At 55.2% G+C, this 18,096-nt stretch carries 14 protein-coding genes and 4 tRNA genes; all 18 read left to right on the top strand.

What is annotated here, in order from left to right; translation table 11 throughout:
* Window positions 1-32 precede the first annotated feature (32 nt).
* The 18 genes from birA to fusA all read left to right on the top strand — a co-directional run bounded on the left by birA (window position 33) and on the right by fusA (window position 18,066).
* Window positions 33-992, top strand: a complete 960-nt coding sequence (gene birA, locus C4J83_RS27285; protein WP_124418574.1) for a bifunctional biotin--[acetyl-CoA-carboxylase] ligase/biotin operon repressor BirA — start codon at window positions 33-35, stop codon at window positions 990-992.
* Window positions 982-1,731 (top strand): pantothenate kinase, encoded by a 750-nt coding sequence (locus tag C4J83_RS27280; RefSeq protein ID WP_106580212.1) that lies wholly within the window; start codon window positions 982-984, stop codon window positions 1,729-1,731. The genes birA and C4J83_RS27280 overlap by 11 nt, the downstream gene beginning before the upstream one ends.
* Before the next feature lie 8 nt (window positions 1,732-1,739).
* Window positions 1,740-2,186 (top strand): hypothetical protein, encoded by a 447-nt coding sequence (locus C4J83_RS27275; protein WP_106580213.1) that lies wholly within the window; start codon window positions 1,740-1,742, stop codon window positions 2,184-2,186.
* Between the two features lie 142 nt (window positions 2,187-2,328).
* Window positions 2,329-2,413: transfer RNA gene (locus tag C4J83_RS27270), tRNA-Tyr, on the top strand.
* A 24-nt stretch (window positions 2,414-2,437) separates the two neighbouring features.
* Window positions 2,438-2,511: transfer RNA gene (locus C4J83_RS27265), tRNA-Gly, on the top strand.
* Between the two features lie 26 nt (window positions 2,512-2,537).
* Window positions 2,538-2,613 (top strand) — tRNA-Thr (locus C4J83_RS27260).
* Window positions 2,614-2,774: 161 nt separating this feature from the next.
* A tRNA-Trp gene (locus C4J83_RS27255) sits at window positions 2,775-2,850 on the top strand.
* Window positions 2,851-2,895: 45 nt separating this feature from the next.
* Window positions 2,896-3,264 carry a preprotein translocase subunit SecE gene (secE, locus tag C4J83_RS27250; RefSeq protein WP_003194658.1) on the top strand — a complete coding sequence of 123 codons (369 nt, stop codon included), beginning with the start codon at window positions 2,896-2,898 and terminating at the stop codon, window positions 3,262-3,264.
* Window positions 3,265-3,273: 9 nt separating this feature from the next.
* Window positions 3,274-3,807: a transcription termination/antitermination protein NusG gene (gene nusG / locus C4J83_RS27245; protein WP_003176436.1), complete on the top strand. Its 534-nt coding sequence runs from the start codon at window positions 3,274-3,276 to the stop codon at window positions 3,805-3,807.
* A 117-nt stretch (window positions 3,808-3,924) separates the two neighbouring features.
* Complete coding sequence (gene rplK / locus C4J83_RS27240) at window positions 3,925-4,356, top strand: 50S ribosomal protein L11 (RefSeq protein WP_003176435.1); 432 nt, start codon at window positions 3,925-3,927, stop codon at window positions 4,354-4,356.
* Entirely contained in the window at window positions 4,356-5,051 is a 696-nt protein-coding gene (rplA, locus tag C4J83_RS27235; RefSeq protein ID WP_003232403.1) for a 50S ribosomal protein L1, read from the top strand. Before rplK ends, rplA begins: the two co-directional genes overlap by 1 nt.
* A gap of 199 nt (window positions 5,052-5,250) precedes the next feature.
* Window positions 5,251-5,751 carry a 50S ribosomal protein L10 gene (gene rplJ / locus C4J83_RS27230; protein ID WP_010174464.1) on the top strand — a complete coding sequence of 167 codons (501 nt, stop codon included), beginning with the start codon at window positions 5,251-5,253 and terminating at the stop codon, window positions 5,749-5,751.
* Between the two features lie 78 nt (window positions 5,752-5,829).
* Entirely contained in the window at window positions 5,830-6,195 is a 366-nt protein-coding gene (gene rplL / locus C4J83_RS27225) for a 50S ribosomal protein L7/L12 (RefSeq protein ID WP_010566858.1), read from the top strand.
* Between the two features lie 220 nt (window positions 6,196-6,415).
* Entirely contained in the window at window positions 6,416-10,489 is a 4,074-nt protein-coding gene (rpoB, locus tag C4J83_RS27220; protein WP_053258275.1) for a DNA-directed RNA polymerase subunit beta, read from the top strand.
* Between the two features lie 64 nt (window positions 10,490-10,553).
* Entirely contained in the window at window positions 10,554-14,753 is a 4,200-nt protein-coding gene (gene rpoC, locus C4J83_RS27215; RefSeq protein WP_015886137.1) for a DNA-directed RNA polymerase subunit beta', read from the top strand.
* Window positions 14,754-14,969: 216 nt separating this feature from the next.
* A complete protein-coding gene (gene rpsL / locus C4J83_RS27210) occupies window positions 14,970-15,341 on the top strand; it encodes a 30S ribosomal protein S12 (protein WP_002555494.1) in 372 nt (123 codons plus the stop codon).
* Window positions 15,342-15,459: 118 nt separating this feature from the next.
* Window positions 15,460-15,930 (top strand): 30S ribosomal protein S7, encoded by a 471-nt coding sequence (gene rpsG / locus C4J83_RS27205; protein ID WP_002555493.1) that lies wholly within the window; start codon window positions 15,460-15,462, stop codon window positions 15,928-15,930.
* A 30-nt stretch (window positions 15,931-15,960) separates the two neighbouring features.
* Window positions 15,961-18,066, top strand: coding sequence for an elongation factor G (gene fusA, locus C4J83_RS27200; protein ID WP_106580215.1), 2,106 nt, complete (start codon window positions 15,961-15,963; stop codon window positions 18,064-18,066).
* Window positions 18,067-18,096 lie beyond the last annotated feature (30 nt).

Genomic DNA, 18,096 nt, shown 5'->3' with positions numbered 1-18,096 from the left:
TCATGCGTGCCTCATTGTGAGGCGATACTTGCATGCTGACGTTGTTAGAACTTCTGAAAGATGGCCGATTTCATTCCGGAGAAGCGCTGGGTGCCGCCCTGGGTGTCAGCCGCAGTGCTGTTTGGAAGCAGCTCCAGCACCTTGAGGCAGAGCTGAATTTGCCCATTCATAAAATTCGCGGCAAGGGGTACCAGTTGGCTTCGCCGCTGGTGTTTCTGAGCAAGGAAGAGATTGCGGTGAATGCCGCTTCTTTGGCATGGCCCGTCCACATCTCTGACTCTATCGACTCCACTAATGCTGAAGCCTTGCGTCTTGTTGACGCAGGTGTTGCTGCGCCATTTTTGGTGCTTGCTGAGCAGCAGACGGCCGGCAGGGGGAGGCGGGGCCGCACGTGGGTGAGTCCATTCGCTCAGAATGTCTACTACAGCCTTGTACTGCGCATCGAGGGTGGGCTGCGGCAGCTGGAGGGCCTTAGTCTTGTAGTGGGATTGGCGGTCATGCAAGCGCTGCGTGATTCGGGTGTGCAGGGCGCGGCCCTGAAGTGGCCAAACGACGTCCTTGTAGGGCGCAAGAAAATTGCCGGCATCTTGCTTGAGTTGGTGGGTGACCCTGCAGACATCTGTCACGTGGTGATCGGGATAGGCATTAACGTGAACATGCAGCAAGCTGCCGAGGTAGATCAGCAGTGGACCTCAGTGCAATTGGAAACGGGTGCGCCCGTCGATCGTAATTACTTGGTTGCGCAGCTAAGCCTGCAGCTGCAAAGCCACTTGGAGCGCCACAAGGCCTTTGGCTTTAGTGCGTTGCAGGAGGAGTGGGAGCGAAATCATTTGTGGCAGGGTAGGGCTGTGACTCTCATTGCAGGCGTCAATCAGATTGATGGGATTGTGCTGGGGATTGATCACCAGGGCGCGCTGCGTCTGAATGTCGATGGTGTTGAGAAAATATATAGCGGTGGTGAGTTAAGCCTGAGGCTGCGCGATGATTCTTGAGCTCGACTGTGGAAATAGCTTTATCAAGTGGCGGGTGCTTGATGCGCCGAGCATTAGCGCCTGCGCAGAGGGTGTTGTCGGTTCAGATCTCGCATTAATAGAAAGTCTGACCGCAATTCCGGGTCTGCTGCTGACGCGATGCCGTTTGGTGAGCGTTCGTGCTTCAGAGGAAACGGGAAAGTTGGTTGAGGCATTGCAGGAGGCATTTGGTGTCACAGTGGCTTGCGCTGCCTCAGCGAGAGAAATGGCGGGAGTGCGCAACGGTTATGAAGAGTACGAGCGCCTCGGGCTTGATCGCTGGTTAGCAATGCTTGGCGGTTTCAAGTTGGCGCCGGGTGCTTGCTTGGTGCTCGACTTCGGTACCGCCGCGACTGCGGACTTTATCGCTGCTGACGGTGAGCATCTAGGAGGCTTTATATGCCCTGGAATGCCCCTGATGCGCAGTCAGCTGCGAACACACACCCGCAAGATTCGCTACGACGATGCCGCAGCAGAGCAGGCCATGGAGCATCTTTCCCCAGGTCGAACCACCGTTGAGGCCGTTGAGCGTGGCTGCACGCTCATGCTTCGGGGGTTTGTATTGACCCAGCTTGAGTTGGCTCGGCGCTATTGGGGGGAGGATTTCACCGTCTTCCTGACAGGCGGGGATGCTGACCTGGTCTCGGATGCCGTACCGCAGGCTCGCTTTGTTCCGGATCTGGTTTTTGTGGGACTGGCGATGGCGTGCCCTTTGTTCTGAGGTTTTTTATGCGTTGGCTGTTTTTGCTCTTGCTCGTTCTCAATGCCTTCTATTACATCTGGCATCAACAAGAGGCGCCGTTGCGCGCTAAGGACGTTACGCCTCTGAGTCTCTATCGCGGCTCTCAGCAGGACATCCGGCTGTTGAGTGAGTCTTCTGATTCGGTTGTCCGCCGTGACCGGGCAAACGCCCCTGAGCCGCAAAATACATGCTTATACATAGGTGGCTTTGCTGATCAGCGACAAGCGCAGTTGCTTGAGCAGCGTCTCATGAGCCTGGATATAAAGGTCAAGGTGCAACTGCTCAATGTACCTGGCACTACCGGCTATTGGCTGCGTGTGTCCCCTGAAAGCAGGCGACTGGCCGATGATCTGCCATTTGAAAACCTTGCTAAGGAATTCAATGAGTTAAAACATAAAATAATGTTGTGCGAAGGCGTTGCAAGTGTCGAATAGTTTGCATAGAATGGCGCCCGCTTCGCAGTGAAGACCTTCACGGTCTACAGCGTGAAGCGAAGGTCAACGCAGCTAACCTCATATTTTTAATGAGAAAATGCTTGACAGAAGGCCGGCGTGATGTAGAATGCCGGCTCGCTTAGGAGGGGTTCCCGAGCGGCCAAAGGGATCAGACTGTAAATCTGACGTCTACGACTTCGAAGGTTCGAATCCTTCCCCCTCCACCATTTTTAGCGTGAGCTGCAAGCTCCGCGGGTATAGTTTAGTGGTAGAACCTCAGCCTTCCAAGCTGATGATGCGGGTTCGATTCCCGCTACCCGCTCCAAGTTTGCAGGTTGTGCACGGTGTTTTGCTCTTGTAGCTCAGTTGGTAGAGCACACCCTTGGTAAGGGTGAGGTCAGCGGTTCAAATCCGCTCAAGAGCTCCATATAACAAGGCAGATATGAAAATATCTGCCTTTGTTTTAACAGCTAACTCGGCTTGATAGTGTTCTGCCTGGCGTGAATGTCGGGTGATTTCAAGTCTCTAGGGGTTGGTTGTTGTAAAGTCTTTTTCAGGCCTGCATAATGGTCGGCCTGATTTTGTTTTAGGTCAGTAGCTCAATTGGCAGAGCGACGGTCTCCAAAACCGTAGGTTGGGGGTTCGATTCCCTCCTGACCTGCCAGATTCACGTGGTGTGTCTGGCTTTCTTTTCACAGGATCTTCATAGATGACTCCTAAGGCTGAAGCTCAAAGCTCTCGTTTCGATCTGGTCAAGTGGCTTGCTGTAGTCGCATTGGTGGTCGTAGGCGTTGTTGGCAATCAGTACTATTCTGCTTCGCCGATCCTGTACCGCGTACTCGCTTTGCTTGCCCTTGCTGCTGTAGCTGCCTTTGTAGGCCTGCAGACTGCCAAAGGCAAGTCTTTCGCAGTCCTGGTAAAGGAAGCTCGCACAGAAATCCGTAAAGTCGTTTGGCCGACTCGCCAAGAAACCACGCAGACCACGTTGATTGTTGTGGCTGTTGTTCTGGTTATGGCGTTGCTGTTGTGGGGGCTTGATTCCCTGCTCGGCTGGCTTGTTTCCTTGATTGTTGGCTAAGGGTGTCCCGTGGCTAAGCGTTGGTACGTTGTGCATGCTTACTCGGGTTACGAGAAGCATGTCATGCGCTCTTTGCTAGAGCGCGTAAAGCTGGCAGGCATGGAAGATGGCTTCGGCGAAATTCTGGTTCCCACTGAAGAAGTGGTTGAAATGCGGAATGGCCAAAAGCGTAAAAGCGAACGCAAGTTCTTCCCTGGCTACGTGCTGGTTCAGATGGACATGAATGAAGGTACTTGGCACTTGGTCAAGGACACTCCTCGTGTCATGGGTTTCATCGGCGGTACTGCTGATAAGCCTGCTCCGATCACTGACAAAGAGGCAGAAGCGATTCTGCGTCGTGTTGCTGACGGTAGCGACAAGCCTAAGCCGAAGACGTTGTTCGAGCCGGGTGAGGTTGTTCGTGTCACAGATGGTCCGTTTGCTGATTTCAACGGCACTGTCGAAGAAGTTAACTACGAAAAGAGCCGGATCCAAGTGGCGGTGCTCATTTTCGGTCGCTCTACTCCGGTAGAGCTGGAGTTCAGCCAGGTCGAAAAGGTCTAGCTGAGCAAGCATCCCAACCCCGCAGCCCTAGGCTGTGGGGTTTTGTCGTCACTGGGATAAACGCGCAAGTAACCGGGGAGCCTTTCGAGGCGTTTGAACCCGTAATTGGAGTGCCTCATGGCCAAGAAGATTACCGCTTACATCAAGCTGCAAGTGAAGGCCGCTCAGGCCAACCCAAGTCCACCTGTCGGCCCGGCTCTGGGTCAGCACGGCGTGAACATCATGGAATTCTGCAAGGCCTTCAACGCCCGTACTCAGGGTCTTGAGCCAGGTCTGCCGACTCCAGTGATCATCACTGTATACAGCGACCGTAGCTTCACTTTCGAAACCAAGTCGACTCCGGCTTCGGTTTTGCTGAAGAAGGCTGCAGGTCTGACTAGCGGTTCCGCTCGTCCTAACACCGTTAAGGTTGGCACCGTAACTCGTGCTCAGCTGGAAGAAATCGCGAAAACCAAAAACGCGGATCTGACTGCAGCTGATATGGATGCAGCCGTGCGTACCATCGCCGGTTCTGCTCGTAGCATGGGCCTTAACGTGGAGGGTGTGTAATGGCTAAGCTGACCAAGCGCCAAAAGGCTATCGCCGGCAAAATCGAAGCAGGTAAGGCCTACAACTTTGTAGACGCTGCTGCCCTGCTGACCGAGCTGTCGACTGTCAAGTTCAGCGAGTCCGTTGACGTTGCTGTAAACCTGGGTGTTGACCCACGTAAATCCGACCAGGTCGTTCGTAGCGCTACTGTGCTGCCACACGGTACTGGCAAGACTGTACGTGTTGCTGTCTTCACCCAAGGCCCGGCAGCTGAAGCTGCTCTGGCCGCCGGCGCCGACCGCGTTGGCATGGACGACCTGGCTGCCGAAATGAAAGGCGGCGACCTGAACTACGACGTAGTTATTGCCTCCCCGGATGCAATGCGCGTTGTAGGTCAGTTGGGTCAGATCCTCGGTCCACGTGGTCTGATGCCTAACCCTAAAGTCGGCACCGTAACGCCAGACGTAGCTACCGCGGTTAAAAACGCCAAGGCTGGTCAGGTTCGTTATCGCACCGACAAAAACGGCATCATTCACACCTCCGTTGGCAAAGTCGGCTTTGATGCCGTCAAGCTGAAGGAAAACGTTGAAGCCCTGATCGCTGATCTGAAGCGTATCAAGCCAGCTTCCTCGAAAGGTATCTACGTTAAGCGCGTTACCCTGAGCACCACTATGGGCCCAGGTCTGGTCATCGACCAAGGCTCGCTGGACGTATAAGACACAAGTTGGCGCGAGCGATCGCGCTGATTGAAAAAATTGGGGTCCCTGCCTGGCGGGGGCTATCCAAGACCGTAGGCGGCGCAAGTCTTAAACCACAAGCCTACGCAGATGGTGCTCCCGGTTCCTTACCGAATCAGACACCAAAACGACATCCGGCTTCGGCCAGATGAAACGGTAACAAGCAGGAGTTAAACCCGTGGCAATTAATCTCGAAGACAAGAAGGCCATCGTCGCTGAAGTCAACGAGGCTGCCAAAGCTGCTCTGTCCGCTGTCGTGGCTGATGCCCGTGGTGTGACAGTAGGCGCTATGACCGGACTCCGTAAAGAGGCTCGTGAAGCTGGCGTATACGTACGTGTTGTACGTAACACCCTGCTCAAGCGCGCTGTTGCTGACACTGAATACAGTGTCCTCAACGACGTGTTCACCGGCCCGACTCTGATCGCGTTCTCCAAAGAACATCCAGGCGCTGCTGCCCGTTTGTTCAAGGAATTCGCCAAGAGTCAGGATAAGTTCGAGATCAAGGCAGCTGCGTTCGAGGGCAAGTTCCTCGCAGCTAACCAAATCGACGTACTGGCAACACTGCCGACCCGTAACGAAGCTATTTCGCAGCTGATGAGCGTGATTCAAGGCGCTACCAGCAAGCTGGCTCGTACTCTGGCTGCAGTTCGCGAGCAAAAAGAAGCTGCCGCAGCCTAAGGCTGAGCACCTCCTTTCGCGTATTTTTGTTTATTTCGATGGCCGCGTAGGCCGTCCCCCAATTCAGGAAATACAGTAATGTCTATCTCCCAAGAAGATATCCTCAACGCCGTAGCTGAAATGTCGGTTCTGCAGGTTGTTGAGCTGATCAAAGCTTTCGAAGAAAAATTCGGCGTTTCCGCTGCTGCTGCTTCCGCTGGCCCAGCTGTTGCTGCTGTTGCTGCTGAAGAGCAAACCGAATTCAACGTCATGCTGCTGGAAGCTGGCGAGAAGAAAGTAAACGTGATCAAGGCAGTTCGTGAACTGACCGGTCTGGGCCTGAAAGAAGCCAAGGCTGTAGTTGACGGCGCTCCTGCCCAGGTTCTGGAAGCAGTGTCCAAAGACGCAGCTGACAAAGCCAAAGCAGTGCTGGAAGAAGCAGGCGCTAAAGTCGAGCTGAAGTAAGCATCGACCTTGCGTCTCCAGCCCAAGCGTTAAGCTGAAGGCTGATGGCTGGTGGCTCTTGCCACCGGCCTTTTTCCGTTCTTGGCTGTCGACTCGGTCGCCGCCACTAACGCGCTGTAGCCACCCGATGCGGTGGTGCAAACCATGGGGTTTGCGAGATTTTCTGGCTGCTCCCGTCGGGAGGGGCCAAACAAGCAGGTGACCAAGCTGGGGAACGCTGATGGCTTACTCATATACTGAGAAAAAACGTATCCGCAAGGACTTTAGCAAGTTGCCGGACGTCATGGATGTCCCGTACCTTCTGGCTATCCAGCTGGATTCGTATCGTGAATTCTTGCAAGCGGGAGCGACTAAAGATCAGTTCCGCGACGTGGGCCTGCATGCGGCCTTCAAATCCGTTTTCCCGATCATCAGCTACTCCGGCAATGCTGCGCTGGAGTACGTCGGTTATCGCCTGGGCGAACCGGCATTTGATGTCAAAGAATGCGTGTTGCGCGGTGTTACGTACGCCGTACCTTTGCGGGTAAAAGTCCGTCTGATCATTTTCGACAAAGAATCGTCGAACAAAGCGATCAAGGACATCAAAGAGCAAGAAGTCTACATGGGCGAAATCCCATTGATGACTGAAAACGGTACCTTCGTTATTAACGGTACCGAGCGCGTTATCGTTTCCCAGCTGCACCGTTCCCCGGGCGTGTTCTTTGACCACGACCGCGGCAAGACGCACAGCTCCGGTAAGCTCCTGTACTCCGCGCGGATCATTCCGTACCGCGGTTCGTGGTTGGACTTCGAGTTCGACCCGAAAGACTGCGTGTTCGTGCGTATCGACCGTCGTCGCAAGCTGCCGGCCTCGGTACTGCTGCGCGCGCTCGGCTATACCACCGAGCAAGTGCTGGATGCCTTCTACACCACCAACGTGTTCAGCCTGAAGGATGAAACCCTCAGCCTGGAACTGATTGCTTCGCGTCTGCGTGGTGAAATTGCTGTCCTGGATATCCAGGATGAAAACGGCAAGGTCATCGTTGAAGCCGGCCGCCGTATTACTGCGCGCCACATCAACCAGATCGAAAAAGCCGGTATCAAGTCGCTGGACGTGCCTTTGGACTACGTCCTGGGTCGCACCACCGCCAAGGTCATCGTTCACCCGGCGACAGGTGAAATCCTGGCTGAGTGCAACACCGAGCTGAACACCGAGATCCTGGCAAAAATCGCCAAGGCCCAGGTTGTTCGCATCGAGACGCTGTACACCAACGACATCGACTGCGGTCCGTTCATCTCCGACACACTGAAGATCGACTCCACCAGCAACCAATTGGAAGCGCTGGTCGAGATCTATCGCATGATGCGTCCTGGTGAGCCACCAACCAAAGACGCTGCCGAGACCCTGTTCAACAACCTGTTCTTCAGCCCTGAGCGCTATGACCTGTCTGCGGTCGGCCGGATGAAGTTCAACCGTCGTATCGGTCGTACCGAGATCGAAGGTTCGGGCGTGTTGTGCAAGGAAGACATCGTCGCGGTACTGAAGACTCTGGTCGACATCCGTAACGGTAAAGGCATCGTCGATGACATCGACCACCTGGGTAACCGTCGTGTTCGCTGCGTAGGCGAAATGGCTGAGAACCAGTTCCGCGTTGGCCTGGTACGTGTAGAGCGTGCGGTCAAAGAGCGTCTGTCGATGGCTGAAAGCGAAGGCCTGATGCCGCAAGACCTGATCAACGCCAAGCCAGTGGCTGCGGCGGTGAAAGAGTTCTTCGGTTCCAGCCAGCTCTCGCAGTTCATGGACCAGAACAACCCGCTCTCCGAGATCACCCACAAGCGCCGTGTTTCCGCACTGGGCCCGGGCGGTTTGACGCGTGAGCGTGCAGGCTTTGAAGTTCGTGACGTTCACCCGACGCACTACGGTCGTGTTTGCCCGATCGAAACGCCGGAAGGTCCGAACATCGGTCTGATCAACTCCCTGGCCGCTTATGCGCGCACTAACCAGTACGGTTTCCTCGAGAGCCCGTACCGCGTAGTGAAAGACGCTCTGGTTACCGACGAGATCGTGTTCCTGTCCGCCATCGAAGAAGCTGATCACGTGATCGCTCAGGCTTCGGCCACGATGAACGACAAGAAAGTCCTGATCGACGAGCTGGTAGCTGTTCGTCACTTGAACGAGTTCACCGTTAAGGCGCCGGAAGACGTCACCTTGATGGACGTTTCGCCCAAGCAGGTAGTTTCTGTTGCAGCGTCGCTGATCCCGTTCCTGGAACACGATGACGCCAACCGTGCGTTGATGGGTTCCAACATGCAGCGTCAAGCTGTACCGACTCTGCGTGCTGACAAGCCGCTGGTAGGTACCGGCATGGAGCGTAACGTAGCGCGTGACTCCGGCGTTTGCGTCGTGGCTCGTCGTGGCGGCGTGATTGACTCTGTTGATGCCAGCCGTATCGTGGTTCGTGTTGCCGATGACGAAGTTGAAACTGGCGAAGCCGGTGTCGACATCTACAACCTGACCAAATATACCCGCTCGAACCAGAACACCTGCATCAACCAGCGTCCGCTGGTGAGCAAGGGTGATCGCGTTCAGCGTAGCGACATCATGGCCGACGGCCCGTCCACCGACATGGGTGAACTGGCTCTGGGTCAGAACATGCGCATCGCGTTCATGGCATGGAACGGCTTCAACTTCGAAGACTCCATCTGCCTGTCCGAGCGTGTTGTTCAAGAAGACCGTTTCACCACAATCCACATTCAGGAACTGACCTGTGTGGCACGTGACACCAAGCTTGGGCCAGAGGAAATCACTGCAGACATCCCGAACGTGGGTGAGGCTGCACTGAACAAACTGGACGAAGCCGGTATCGTTTACGTAGGTGCTGAAGTTGGCGCAGGCGACATCCTGGTCGGTAAGGTCACTCCGAAAGGCGAGACCCAACTGACGCCGGAAGAGAAGCTGTTGCGTGCCATCTTCGGTGAAAAAGCCAGCGACGTTAAAGACACCTCCCTGCGTGTACCTACCGGTACCAAGGGTACTGTCATCGACGTACAGGTCTTCACCCGTGACGGCGTCGAGCGTGATGCTCGTGCACTGTCCATCGAGAAGACTCAACTCGACGAGATCCGCAAGGATCTGAACGAAGAGTTCCGTATCGTTGAAGGCGCGACCTTCGAACGTCTGCGTTCCGCTCTGGTAGGCCACAAGGCCGAAGGCGGCGCAGGTCTGAAGAAAGGTCAGGACATCACCGACGAAATCCTCGACGGTCTTGAGCACGGCCAGTGGTTCAAACTGCGCATGGCTGAAGATGCTCTGAACGAGCAGCTCGAGAAGGCTCAGGCCTACATCGTTGATCGTCGCCGTCTGCTGGACGACAAGTTCGAAGACAAGAAGCGCAAACTGCAGCAGGGCGATGACCTGGCTCCAGGCGTGCTGAAAATCGTCAAGGTTTACCTGGCAATCCGTCGCCGCATCCAGCCGGGCGACAAGATGGCCGGTCGTCACGGTAACAAAGGTGTGGTCTCCGTGATCATGCCGGTTGAAGACATGCCGCACGATGCCAATGGCACCCCGGTCGACGTCGTCCTCAACCCGTTGGGCGTACCTTCGCGTATGAACGTTGGTCAGATCCTTGAAACCCACCTGGGCCTCGCGGCCAAAGGTCTGGGCGAGAAGATCAACCGTATGATCGAAGAGCAGCGCAAGGTCGCAGACCTGCGTAAGTTCCTGCACGAGATCTACAACGAGATCGGCGGTCGCAACGAAGAGCTGGACACCTTCTCCGACCAGGAAATCCTGGACCTGGCGAAGAACCTGCGCGGCGGCGTTCCAATGGCTACCCCGGTGTTCGACGGTGCCAAGGAAAGCGAAATCAAGGCCATGCTGAAACTGGCAGACCTGCCGGAAAGCGGCCAGATGCAGCTGTTCGACGGCCGTACCGGTAATAAGTTTGAGCGCCCGGTTACTGTTGGCTACATGTACATGCTGAAGCTGAACCACTTGGTAGACGACAAGATGCACGCTCGTTCTACCGGTTCGTACAGCCTGGTTACCCAGCAGCCGCTGGGTGGTAAGGCTCAGTTCGGTGGTCAGCGTTTCGGGGAGATGGAGGTCTGGGCACTGGAAGCATACGGTGCTGCTTACACTCTGCAAGAAATGCTCACAGTGAAGTCGGACGATGTGAACGGTCGGACCAAGATGTACAAAAACATCGTGGACGGCGATCACCGTATGGAGCCGGGCATGCCCGAGTCCTTCAACGTGTTGATCAAAGAAATTCGTTCCCTCGGCATCGATATCGATCTGGAAACCGAATAACACGTGACGCGAATCGAGAGCGGGGCTGTTTAGCCCGCTCTCTGCTCCGCCAGGAGGAAAGGCCTTGAAAGACCTACTGAATTTGCTGAAAAACCAGGGTCAAGTCGAAGAGTTCGACGCCATCCGTATTGGATTGGCATCGCCTGAGATGATCCGTTCGTGGTCGTTCGGTGAAGTTAAAAAGCCGGAAACCATTAACTACCGTACGTTCAAACCTGAGCGTGACGGCCTGTTCTGCGCCAAGATCTTTGGCCCGGTAAAGGATTACGAGTGCCTGTGCGGTAAGTACAAGCGCTTGAAGCACCGCGGTGTGATCTGCGAGAAGTGCGGCGTTGAAGTTGCGCTGGCTAAAGTTCGTCGTGAGCGCATGGCGCACATCGAGCTGGCGTCGCCGGTTGCCCACATCTGGTTCCTGAAATCGCTGCCGTCCCGTATCGGCTTGCTGATGGACATGACCCTGCGTGATATCGAACGCGTTCTCTATTTCGAGAGCTATGTCGTTATCGATCCAGGCATGACCACCCTTGAAAAAGGTCAGCTGCTGAACGACGAGCAGTACTTCGAAGCGCTGGAAGAGTTCGGTGACGATTTCGATGCCCGCATGGGTGCTGAAGCTGTCCGTGAACTGCTGCACGCGATCGACCTGGAACACGAGATTGGCCGTCTGCGTGAAGAAATTCCGCAAACCAACTCCGAAACCAAAATCAAGAAACTGTCCAAGCGTCTGAAGTTGATGGAAGCCTTCCAGGGTTCCGGCAACTTGCCAGAATGGATGGTGCTGACCGTTCTGCCGGTTCTGCCGCCAGACCTGCGTCCGCTGGTACCGTTGGATGGCGGTCGCTTCGCGACTTCCGACCTCAACGACCTGTACCGCCGTGTGATCAACCGTAACAACCGCTTGAAGCGTTTGCTCGATCTGTCCGCTCCGGACATCATCGTGCGCAACGAAAAGCGTATGTTGCAAGAAGCTGTCGATGCCTTGCTCGACAACGGTCGTCGTGGCCGCGCTATCACCGGTTCGAACAAGCGTCCTCTGAAATCCTTGGCTGACATGATCAAGGGTAAGCAAGGTCGTTTCCGTCAGAACTTGCTCGGTAAGCGTGTTGACTACTCCGGTCGTTCGGTAATTACCGTAGGCCCGACCCTGCGTCTGCACCAGTGCGGTCTGCCTAAGAAGATGGCACTTGAACTGTTCAAGCCATTCATCTTCGGCAAGCTGGAAATGCGCGGTCTCGCGACCACCATCAAAGCGGCCAAGAAAATGGTCGAGCGCGAACTGCCAGAGGTTTGGGACGTTCTCGCTGAAGTGATCCGCGAACACCCGGTTCTCCTCAACCGTGCACCGACCCTTCACCGTCTGGGTATCCAGGCGTTTGAACCGGTACTGATCGAAGGTAAGGCTATCCAGCTGCACCCTCTGGTCTGTGCTGCGTACAACGCCGACTTCGACGGCGACCAAATGGCCGTGCACGTACCGCTGACACTGGAAGCTCAGTTGGAAGCGCGTGCGTTGATGATGTCGACCAACAACATTCTGTCGCCAGCCAACGGTGAGCCAATCATCGTTCCGTCGCAGGACGTTGTATTGGGTCTGTACTACATGACCCGTGAAGCGATCAACGCCAAAGGCGAAGGTCGTGTGTTCGCTGACCTGCAAGAAGTTGACCGTGTGTTCCGTGCCGGCGAAGCCGCACTGCACGCCAAGGTCAAGGTGCGGATCAACGAAACCGTCAACGACCGTGACGGCGGCAGCGTGACCAACACCCGTATCGTCGACACCACTGTCGGCCGTGCGCTGTTGTATCAAGTTGTGCCAAAAGGTCTGTCGTACGACGTCGTCAACCTGCCAATGAAGAAAAAGGCGATCTCCAAGCTGATCAACCAGTGCTACCGCGTGGTTGGTTTGAAAGAGACCGTGATCTTCGCTGACCAGTTGATGTACACCGGTTTTGCTTACTCGACTATTTCCGGCGTTTCCATCGGTGTTAACGACTTCGTTATCCCGGATGAAAAAGCTCAGATCATCGGTGCTGCTACCGATGAAGTGAAAGAAATCGAGAGCCAGTACGCCTCCGGCCTGGTAACTCAGGGCGAGAAGTACAACAAAGTGATCGACCTTTGGTCCAAGGCCAACGACGAAGTGTCGAAGGCGATGATGGCAAACCTCTCGAAAGAGAAGGTTATCGACCGTCATGGTGTAGAAGTCGATCAAGAGTCGTTCAACTCGATGTACATGATGGCCGACTCGGGCGCACGGGGTTCTGCTGCGCAGATCCGTCAGCTCGCCGGTATGCGTGGCCTGATGGCCAAGCCGGATGGTTCCATCATCGAGACGCCGATTACTGCGAACTTCCGTGAAGGTTTGAGCGTACTTCAGTACTTCATCTCCACTCACGGTGCTCGTAAGGGTCTTGCGGATACCGCGTTGAAAACCGCTAACTCCGGTTACCTGACGCGTCGTCTGGTCGACGTTGCACAAGACTTGGTTGTGACTGAAGTTGACTGCGGCACCGAACACGGTCTGCTGATGACTCCGCACATCGAAGGCGGCGACGTTGTAGAACCGTTGGGTGAGCGCGTACTGGGTCGAGTAATCGCCCGTGACGTATTCAAGCCAGGTACCGAGGAAATTATCGTTCCTGCCGGCACTCTGGTAGACGAGAAGTGGGTCGAGTTCATCGAACTCAACAGCATCGACGAAGTGATTGTTCGCTCGCCGATCAGCTGTGAAACCCGCTACGGCATTTGCGCCAAGTGCTACGGCCGTGACTTGGCTCGTGGTCACCAGGTGAACATCGGTGAAGCGGTCGGCGTTATCGCTGCCCAGTCCATCGGTGAGCCGGGTACACAGCTGACCATGCGTACGTTCCACATCGGTGGTGCGGCAAGCCGGACCTCCGCAGCCGACAGCGTTCAGGTGAAGAATGGCGGTACCGTCCGTCTGCACAACCTGAAACACGTTGAGCGAGTGGATGGCCACCTGGTTGCTGTATCCCGTTCCGGTGAGCTGGCAATCGCTGATGACTACGGTCGTGAGCGTGAGCGTTACAAGCTGCCGTACGGTGCTGTGATCTCGGTTAAAGAAGGTGACAAGGTCGACGCTGGCGCAATCGTGGCCAAGTGGGATCCGCACACTCACCCAATCGTTACCGAAATGAAAGGTACCGTGACCTACGTGGGCATGGAAGAAGGCATCACGATCAAGCGTCAGACTGACGAATTGACCGGTATGACCAACATTGAAGTACTCGACGCGAAAGATCGTCCAGCTGCCGGTAAGGACATCCGTCCTGCCGTGAAGATGGTCGATGACAACGGCAAGGACTTGTTGCTGCCAGGCACTGACGTAATCGCTCAGTACTTCCTGCCAGCCAACGCCCTGGTCGGTGTAGCGGATGGTGCGAAGATCGCGATCGGTGATGTTATCGCGCGTATCCCGCAAGAAACTTCGAAGACCCGCGACATCACCGGTGGTCTGCCGCGTGTTGCCGACTTGTTCGAAGCTCGTCGTCCGAAAGAAGCGTCGATTCTGGCTGAAGTCAGCGGCACCATCGCGTTCGGTAAAGAGACCAAGGGCAAGCGCCGTCTGGTTATTACTCCGAACGACGGTAGCGATCCGTATGAAGAGCTGATTCCGAAGTGGCGTCACCTGAACGTCTTCGAAGGCGAACAGGTAAACCGCGGCGAAGTTATCTCCGACGGCCCGAGCGATCCACACGACATCCTGCGTTTGCTGGGTGTGAGTGCGCTGGCCAAGTACATCGTTAACGAGATCCAGGACGTTTACCGTCTGCAAGGCGTGAAGATCAACGATAAGCACATCGAGACCATCCTGCGTCAGATGCTGCGTAAAGTTGAAATCGCTGAATCCGGCGATTCCAGTTTCATCAAGGGCGACCAGATGGAACTGACTCACGTATTGGTAGAAAACGAACGTCTGGGCGCGGAAGACAAATTTGTCTCCAAGTTCACTCGTGTGTTGCTGGGTATCACCAAGGCGTCGTTGTCCACTGAGTCGTTCATCTCGGCGGCCTCCTTCCAGGAGACCACTCGCGTACTGACCGAAGCAGCGGTAACCGGCAAGCGCGATTACCTGCGCGGCCTGAAAGAGAACGTGGTCGTGGGTCGTTTGATCCCGGCAGGTACCGGTTTGGCTTACCACAGCGAGCGCAAGCGCCGCCGTGATGCTGACAAGCCGCTGCGCGTAAGCGCCAGTGAAGTGGAAGCTGCACTGACCGAAGCGCTGAACTCAAGCGGTAACTGAGTTCTGCGGTAAATAAGTCTGGGCCCTGGCAGCCCCATTCGTCGGATCGAGGCAATTTTGCCCCGGTTCGATGAGAGGGGAGGTCGGGGCCTTGCCTTGACTGGGGGCAAGATCCTCTTTAGACTCTTGTACCCCTAAATTTGGCGGGAATTCGTTCCTGCCATTTTGCTTTTCTTGCAAGACAATAGCGTCGCAAGACAACAGTGGAGCTAGTAGATGGCAACTATCAACCAGCTGGTACGTCAGCCGCGTAAGCGTATCGTCGAGAAATCCGACGTACCTGCGCTGCAGAACTGCCCGCAACGTCGTGGCGTATGCACTCGCGTGTATACCACTACGCCGAAAAAACCTAACTCGGCACTGCGTAAAGTATGCCGTGTGCGCCTGACCAACGGTTTCGAGGTTTCCTCGTACATCGGCGGTGAAGGCCACAACCTGCAAGAGCACAGCGTGGTACTGATCCGCGGCGGTCGTGTAAAAGACTTGCCAGGTGTTCGTTACCACACCGTACGCGGCTCCTTGGATACTTCCGGCGTTAAAGGTCGTAACCAGGGTCGTTCGAAGTACGGTACCAAGAAGCCTAAGTAGTAGCGGCTTTTTGTAAAACTGAATCATCTTATTTTCTGAGTCGATAAGAGTAAGGTCGGATGCGTCCCGAAAGGGCACTGATTCCGAGCGAACCTGAAGACCGTTTGAGGGCTTATCCATGCCAAGAAGACGCGTAGCAGCCAAGCGCGAAGTGCTTGACGATCCAAAATACGGAAGCCAAATTCTGGCCAAGTTCATGAACCACGTGATGGAAAGCGGCAAGAAAGCCGTTGCCGAGCGTATCGTTTATGGCGCGCTGGAAAAGGTTAAAGAACGCAAGAACAGCGACCCCCTGGAAATCTTCGAGAAAGCTCTCGACGCCATCGCTCCGCTGGTCGAAGTGAAGTCGCGCCGTGTAGGCGGTGCTACTTACCAGGTTCCGGTCGAAGTTCGTCCGTCCCGTCGTAACGCTCTGGCAATGCGCTGGTTGGTAGACTTCGCCCGTAAGCGCGGCGAGAAGTCTATGGCTCTGCGTTTGGCTGGCGAACTGTTGGACGCTGCTGAAGGTAAAGGTGCTGCTGTTAAGAAGCGTGAAGACGTGCACCGTATGGCTGAAGCTAACAAAGCTTTCTCGCACTACCGCTTCTAATCTTAGCTTCACTAATTTTGCGAGGGCTTTATGGCTCGTACTACTCCGATTAGCCGCTACCGTAACATCGGTATCGTTGCTCACGTGGATGCTGGTAAAACCACCACCACCGAGCGCGTACTGTTTTACACCGGCAAAAGTCACAAAATGGGCGAGGTGCATGACGGCGCCGCGACCACAGACTGGATGGTTCAGGAGCAGGAGCGTGGTATTACCATTACTTCTGCTGCTATTACCGCCTTCTGGAAAGGTTCCGAGAAGCAGTACAAAGACGAGCACCGCTTCAACGTAATCGATACCCCGGGCCACGTAGACTTCACCATTGAAGTTGAGCGTTCCCTGCGTGTACTCGACGGCGCTGTCGTTGTGTTCTGCGGTACCTCGGGTGTTGAGCCTCAGTCGGAAACCGTATGGCGTCAAGCCAACAAATACGGCGTTCCACGTCTTGTTTACGTAAACAAGATGGACCGTGCTGGCGCTAACTTCCTGCGCGTGATCGGTCAGATCAAGCAGCGTCTGGGTCATACTCCGGTGCCAATCCAATTGGCTATCGGTTCCGAAGACAACTTCCAAGGTCAGATCGACCTGATCAACATGGAAGCTGTTTACTGGAATGATTCCGACAAAGGTATGGTTCCTGTTCGTAAGCCTATCCCTGCAGAACTGCAGGAACTGGCTGACGAGTGGCGCAACAACATGGTTGAGGCTGCTGCCGAAGCCAGCGAAGAGCTGATGAACAAGTACCTCGAAGGTGAAGAACTCACCAACGCGGAAATCAAGGCCGCTCTGCGTCAGCGTACTATCGCTGGTGAAATCGTCCTGGCTGTTTGCGGTTCCTCGTTCAAGAACAAGGGTGTTCCCCTGGTTCTCGATGCTGTGATCGACTACCTGCCTGCTCCAACCGACATTCCTGCTATCAAGGGTACCAACCCTGATAACGAGGAAGAAGAAATGGAGCGTCATGCAGACGACAGCGAGCCGTTCTCGGCCCTGGCGTTCAAGATCGCTACCGACCCATTCGTGGGTACCTTGACCTTCGTCCGCGTTTATTCGGGCGTGTTGGCATCCGGCGACGGCGTGATCAACTCGGTTAAAGGTAAGAAAGAGCGCGTGGGCCGTATGGTGCAAATGCACGCAAACGCCCGTGAAGAGATCAAGGAAGTGCGCGCTGGTGACATCGCGGCCCTGATCGGCATGAAGGACGTCACCACAGGTGAGACTTTGTGCGACGCTGCTAAGCCAATCATCCTGGTTCGCATGGACTTCCCGGAGCCGGTTATTTCGGTTGCCGTAGAGCCTAAGACCAAGGATGACCAGGAAAAAATGGGTATCGCTCTGGGCAAACTTGCTCAGGAAGATCCATCTTTCCGCGTCAAGACTGATGAAGAGACTGGTCAAACGATCATCTCCGGCATGGGCGAGCTGCACCTGGACATCCTGGTTGACCGGATGCGCCGTGAGTTCAACGTCGAAGCCAACATCGGTAAGCCTCAGGTTTCCTATCGTGAGCGCATCACGAAGAACTGTGAAATCGAAGGCAAGTTCGTTCGTCAGTCCGGCGGTCGTGGTCAGTTCGGTCACTGCTGGATCCGTTTTGCTCCTGCTGACGAAGGTCAGGAAGGTCTGCAATTCGTGAACGAAGTAGTTGGTGGTGTTGTTCCTAAGGAATACATCCCGGCTATCCAGAAGGGTATCGAAGAGCAGATGAAGAACGGTGTTGTTGCCGGCTATCCGCTGATCGGCCTGAAAGCAACCGTTTTTGACGGTTCTTACCACGACGTCGACTCCAACGAGATGGCGTTTAAGGTGGCTGCTTCCATGGCAACCAAGCAACTGGCCCAGAAGGGCGGTGGTGAGTTGCTTGAGCCAATCATGGCGGTAGAAGTTGTTACACCTGAAGACTATATGGGTGATGTCATGGGCGACCTTAACCGTCGTCGCGGCATGATCTTGGGTATGGAAGACACGGTTTCCGGCAAAGTGATTCGCGCCGAGGTTCCGTTGGGTGAGATGTTCGGTTATGCGACCGACGTTCGCTCCATGTCTCAGGGTCGCGCAAGCTACTCTATGGAATTCAAAAAATACAACACAGCTCCGGCGCACATCGCTGAAACTGTATCCAAAAAACAAGGCTGATTCAGTCCTTTAGGCAAGGAGTTAATTGTC

This window comes from Pseudomonas sp. LBUM920, assembly GCF_003852315.1.
Classification (GTDB): domain Bacteria; phylum Pseudomonadota; class Gammaproteobacteria; order Pseudomonadales; family Pseudomonadaceae; genus Aquipseudomonas.
The sequence above is the reverse complement of the archived record's forward strand: the minus strand, read 5'-3'. Positions and strand labels throughout refer to the sequence as shown.

Bases quoted from the DNA above. Each gene is read 5' to 3' on its own strand.
- birA (WP_124418574.1), top strand. From the start codon at position 33: ATGCTGACGTTGTTAGAACTTCTGAAAGATGGCCGATTTCATTCCGGA.
- C4J83_RS27280 (WP_106580212.1), top strand. From the start codon at position 982: ATGATTCTTGAGCTCGACTGTGGAAATAGCTTTATCAAGTGGCGGGTG.
- C4J83_RS27275 (WP_106580213.1), top strand. From the start codon at position 1,740: ATGCGTTGGCTGTTTTTGCTCTTGCTCGTTCTCAATGCCTTCTATTAC.
- secE (WP_003194658.1), top strand. From the start codon at position 2,896: ATGACTCCTAAGGCTGAAGCTCAAAGCTCTCGTTTCGATCTGGTCAAG.
- rplK (WP_003176435.1), top strand. From the start codon at position 3,925: ATGGCCAAGAAGATTACCGCTTACATCAAGCTGCAAGTGAAGGCCGCT.
- rplA (WP_003232403.1), top strand. From the start codon at position 4,356: ATGGCTAAGCTGACCAAGCGCCAAAAGGCTATCGCCGGCAAAATCGAA.
- rplL (WP_010566858.1), top strand. From the start codon at position 5,830: ATGTCTATCTCCCAAGAAGATATCCTCAACGCCGTAGCTGAAATGTCG.
- rpoB (WP_053258275.1), top strand. From the start codon at position 6,416: ATGGCTTACTCATATACTGAGAAAAAACGTATCCGCAAGGACTTTAGC.
- rpsL (WP_002555494.1), top strand. From the start codon at position 14,970: ATGGCAACTATCAACCAGCTGGTACGTCAGCCGCGTAAGCGTATCGTC.
- rpsG (WP_002555493.1), top strand. From the start codon at position 15,460: ATGCCAAGAAGACGCGTAGCAGCCAAGCGCGAAGTGCTTGACGATCCA.
- fusA (WP_106580215.1), top strand. From the start codon at position 15,961: ATGGCTCGTACTACTCCGATTAGCCGCTACCGTAACATCGGTATCGTT.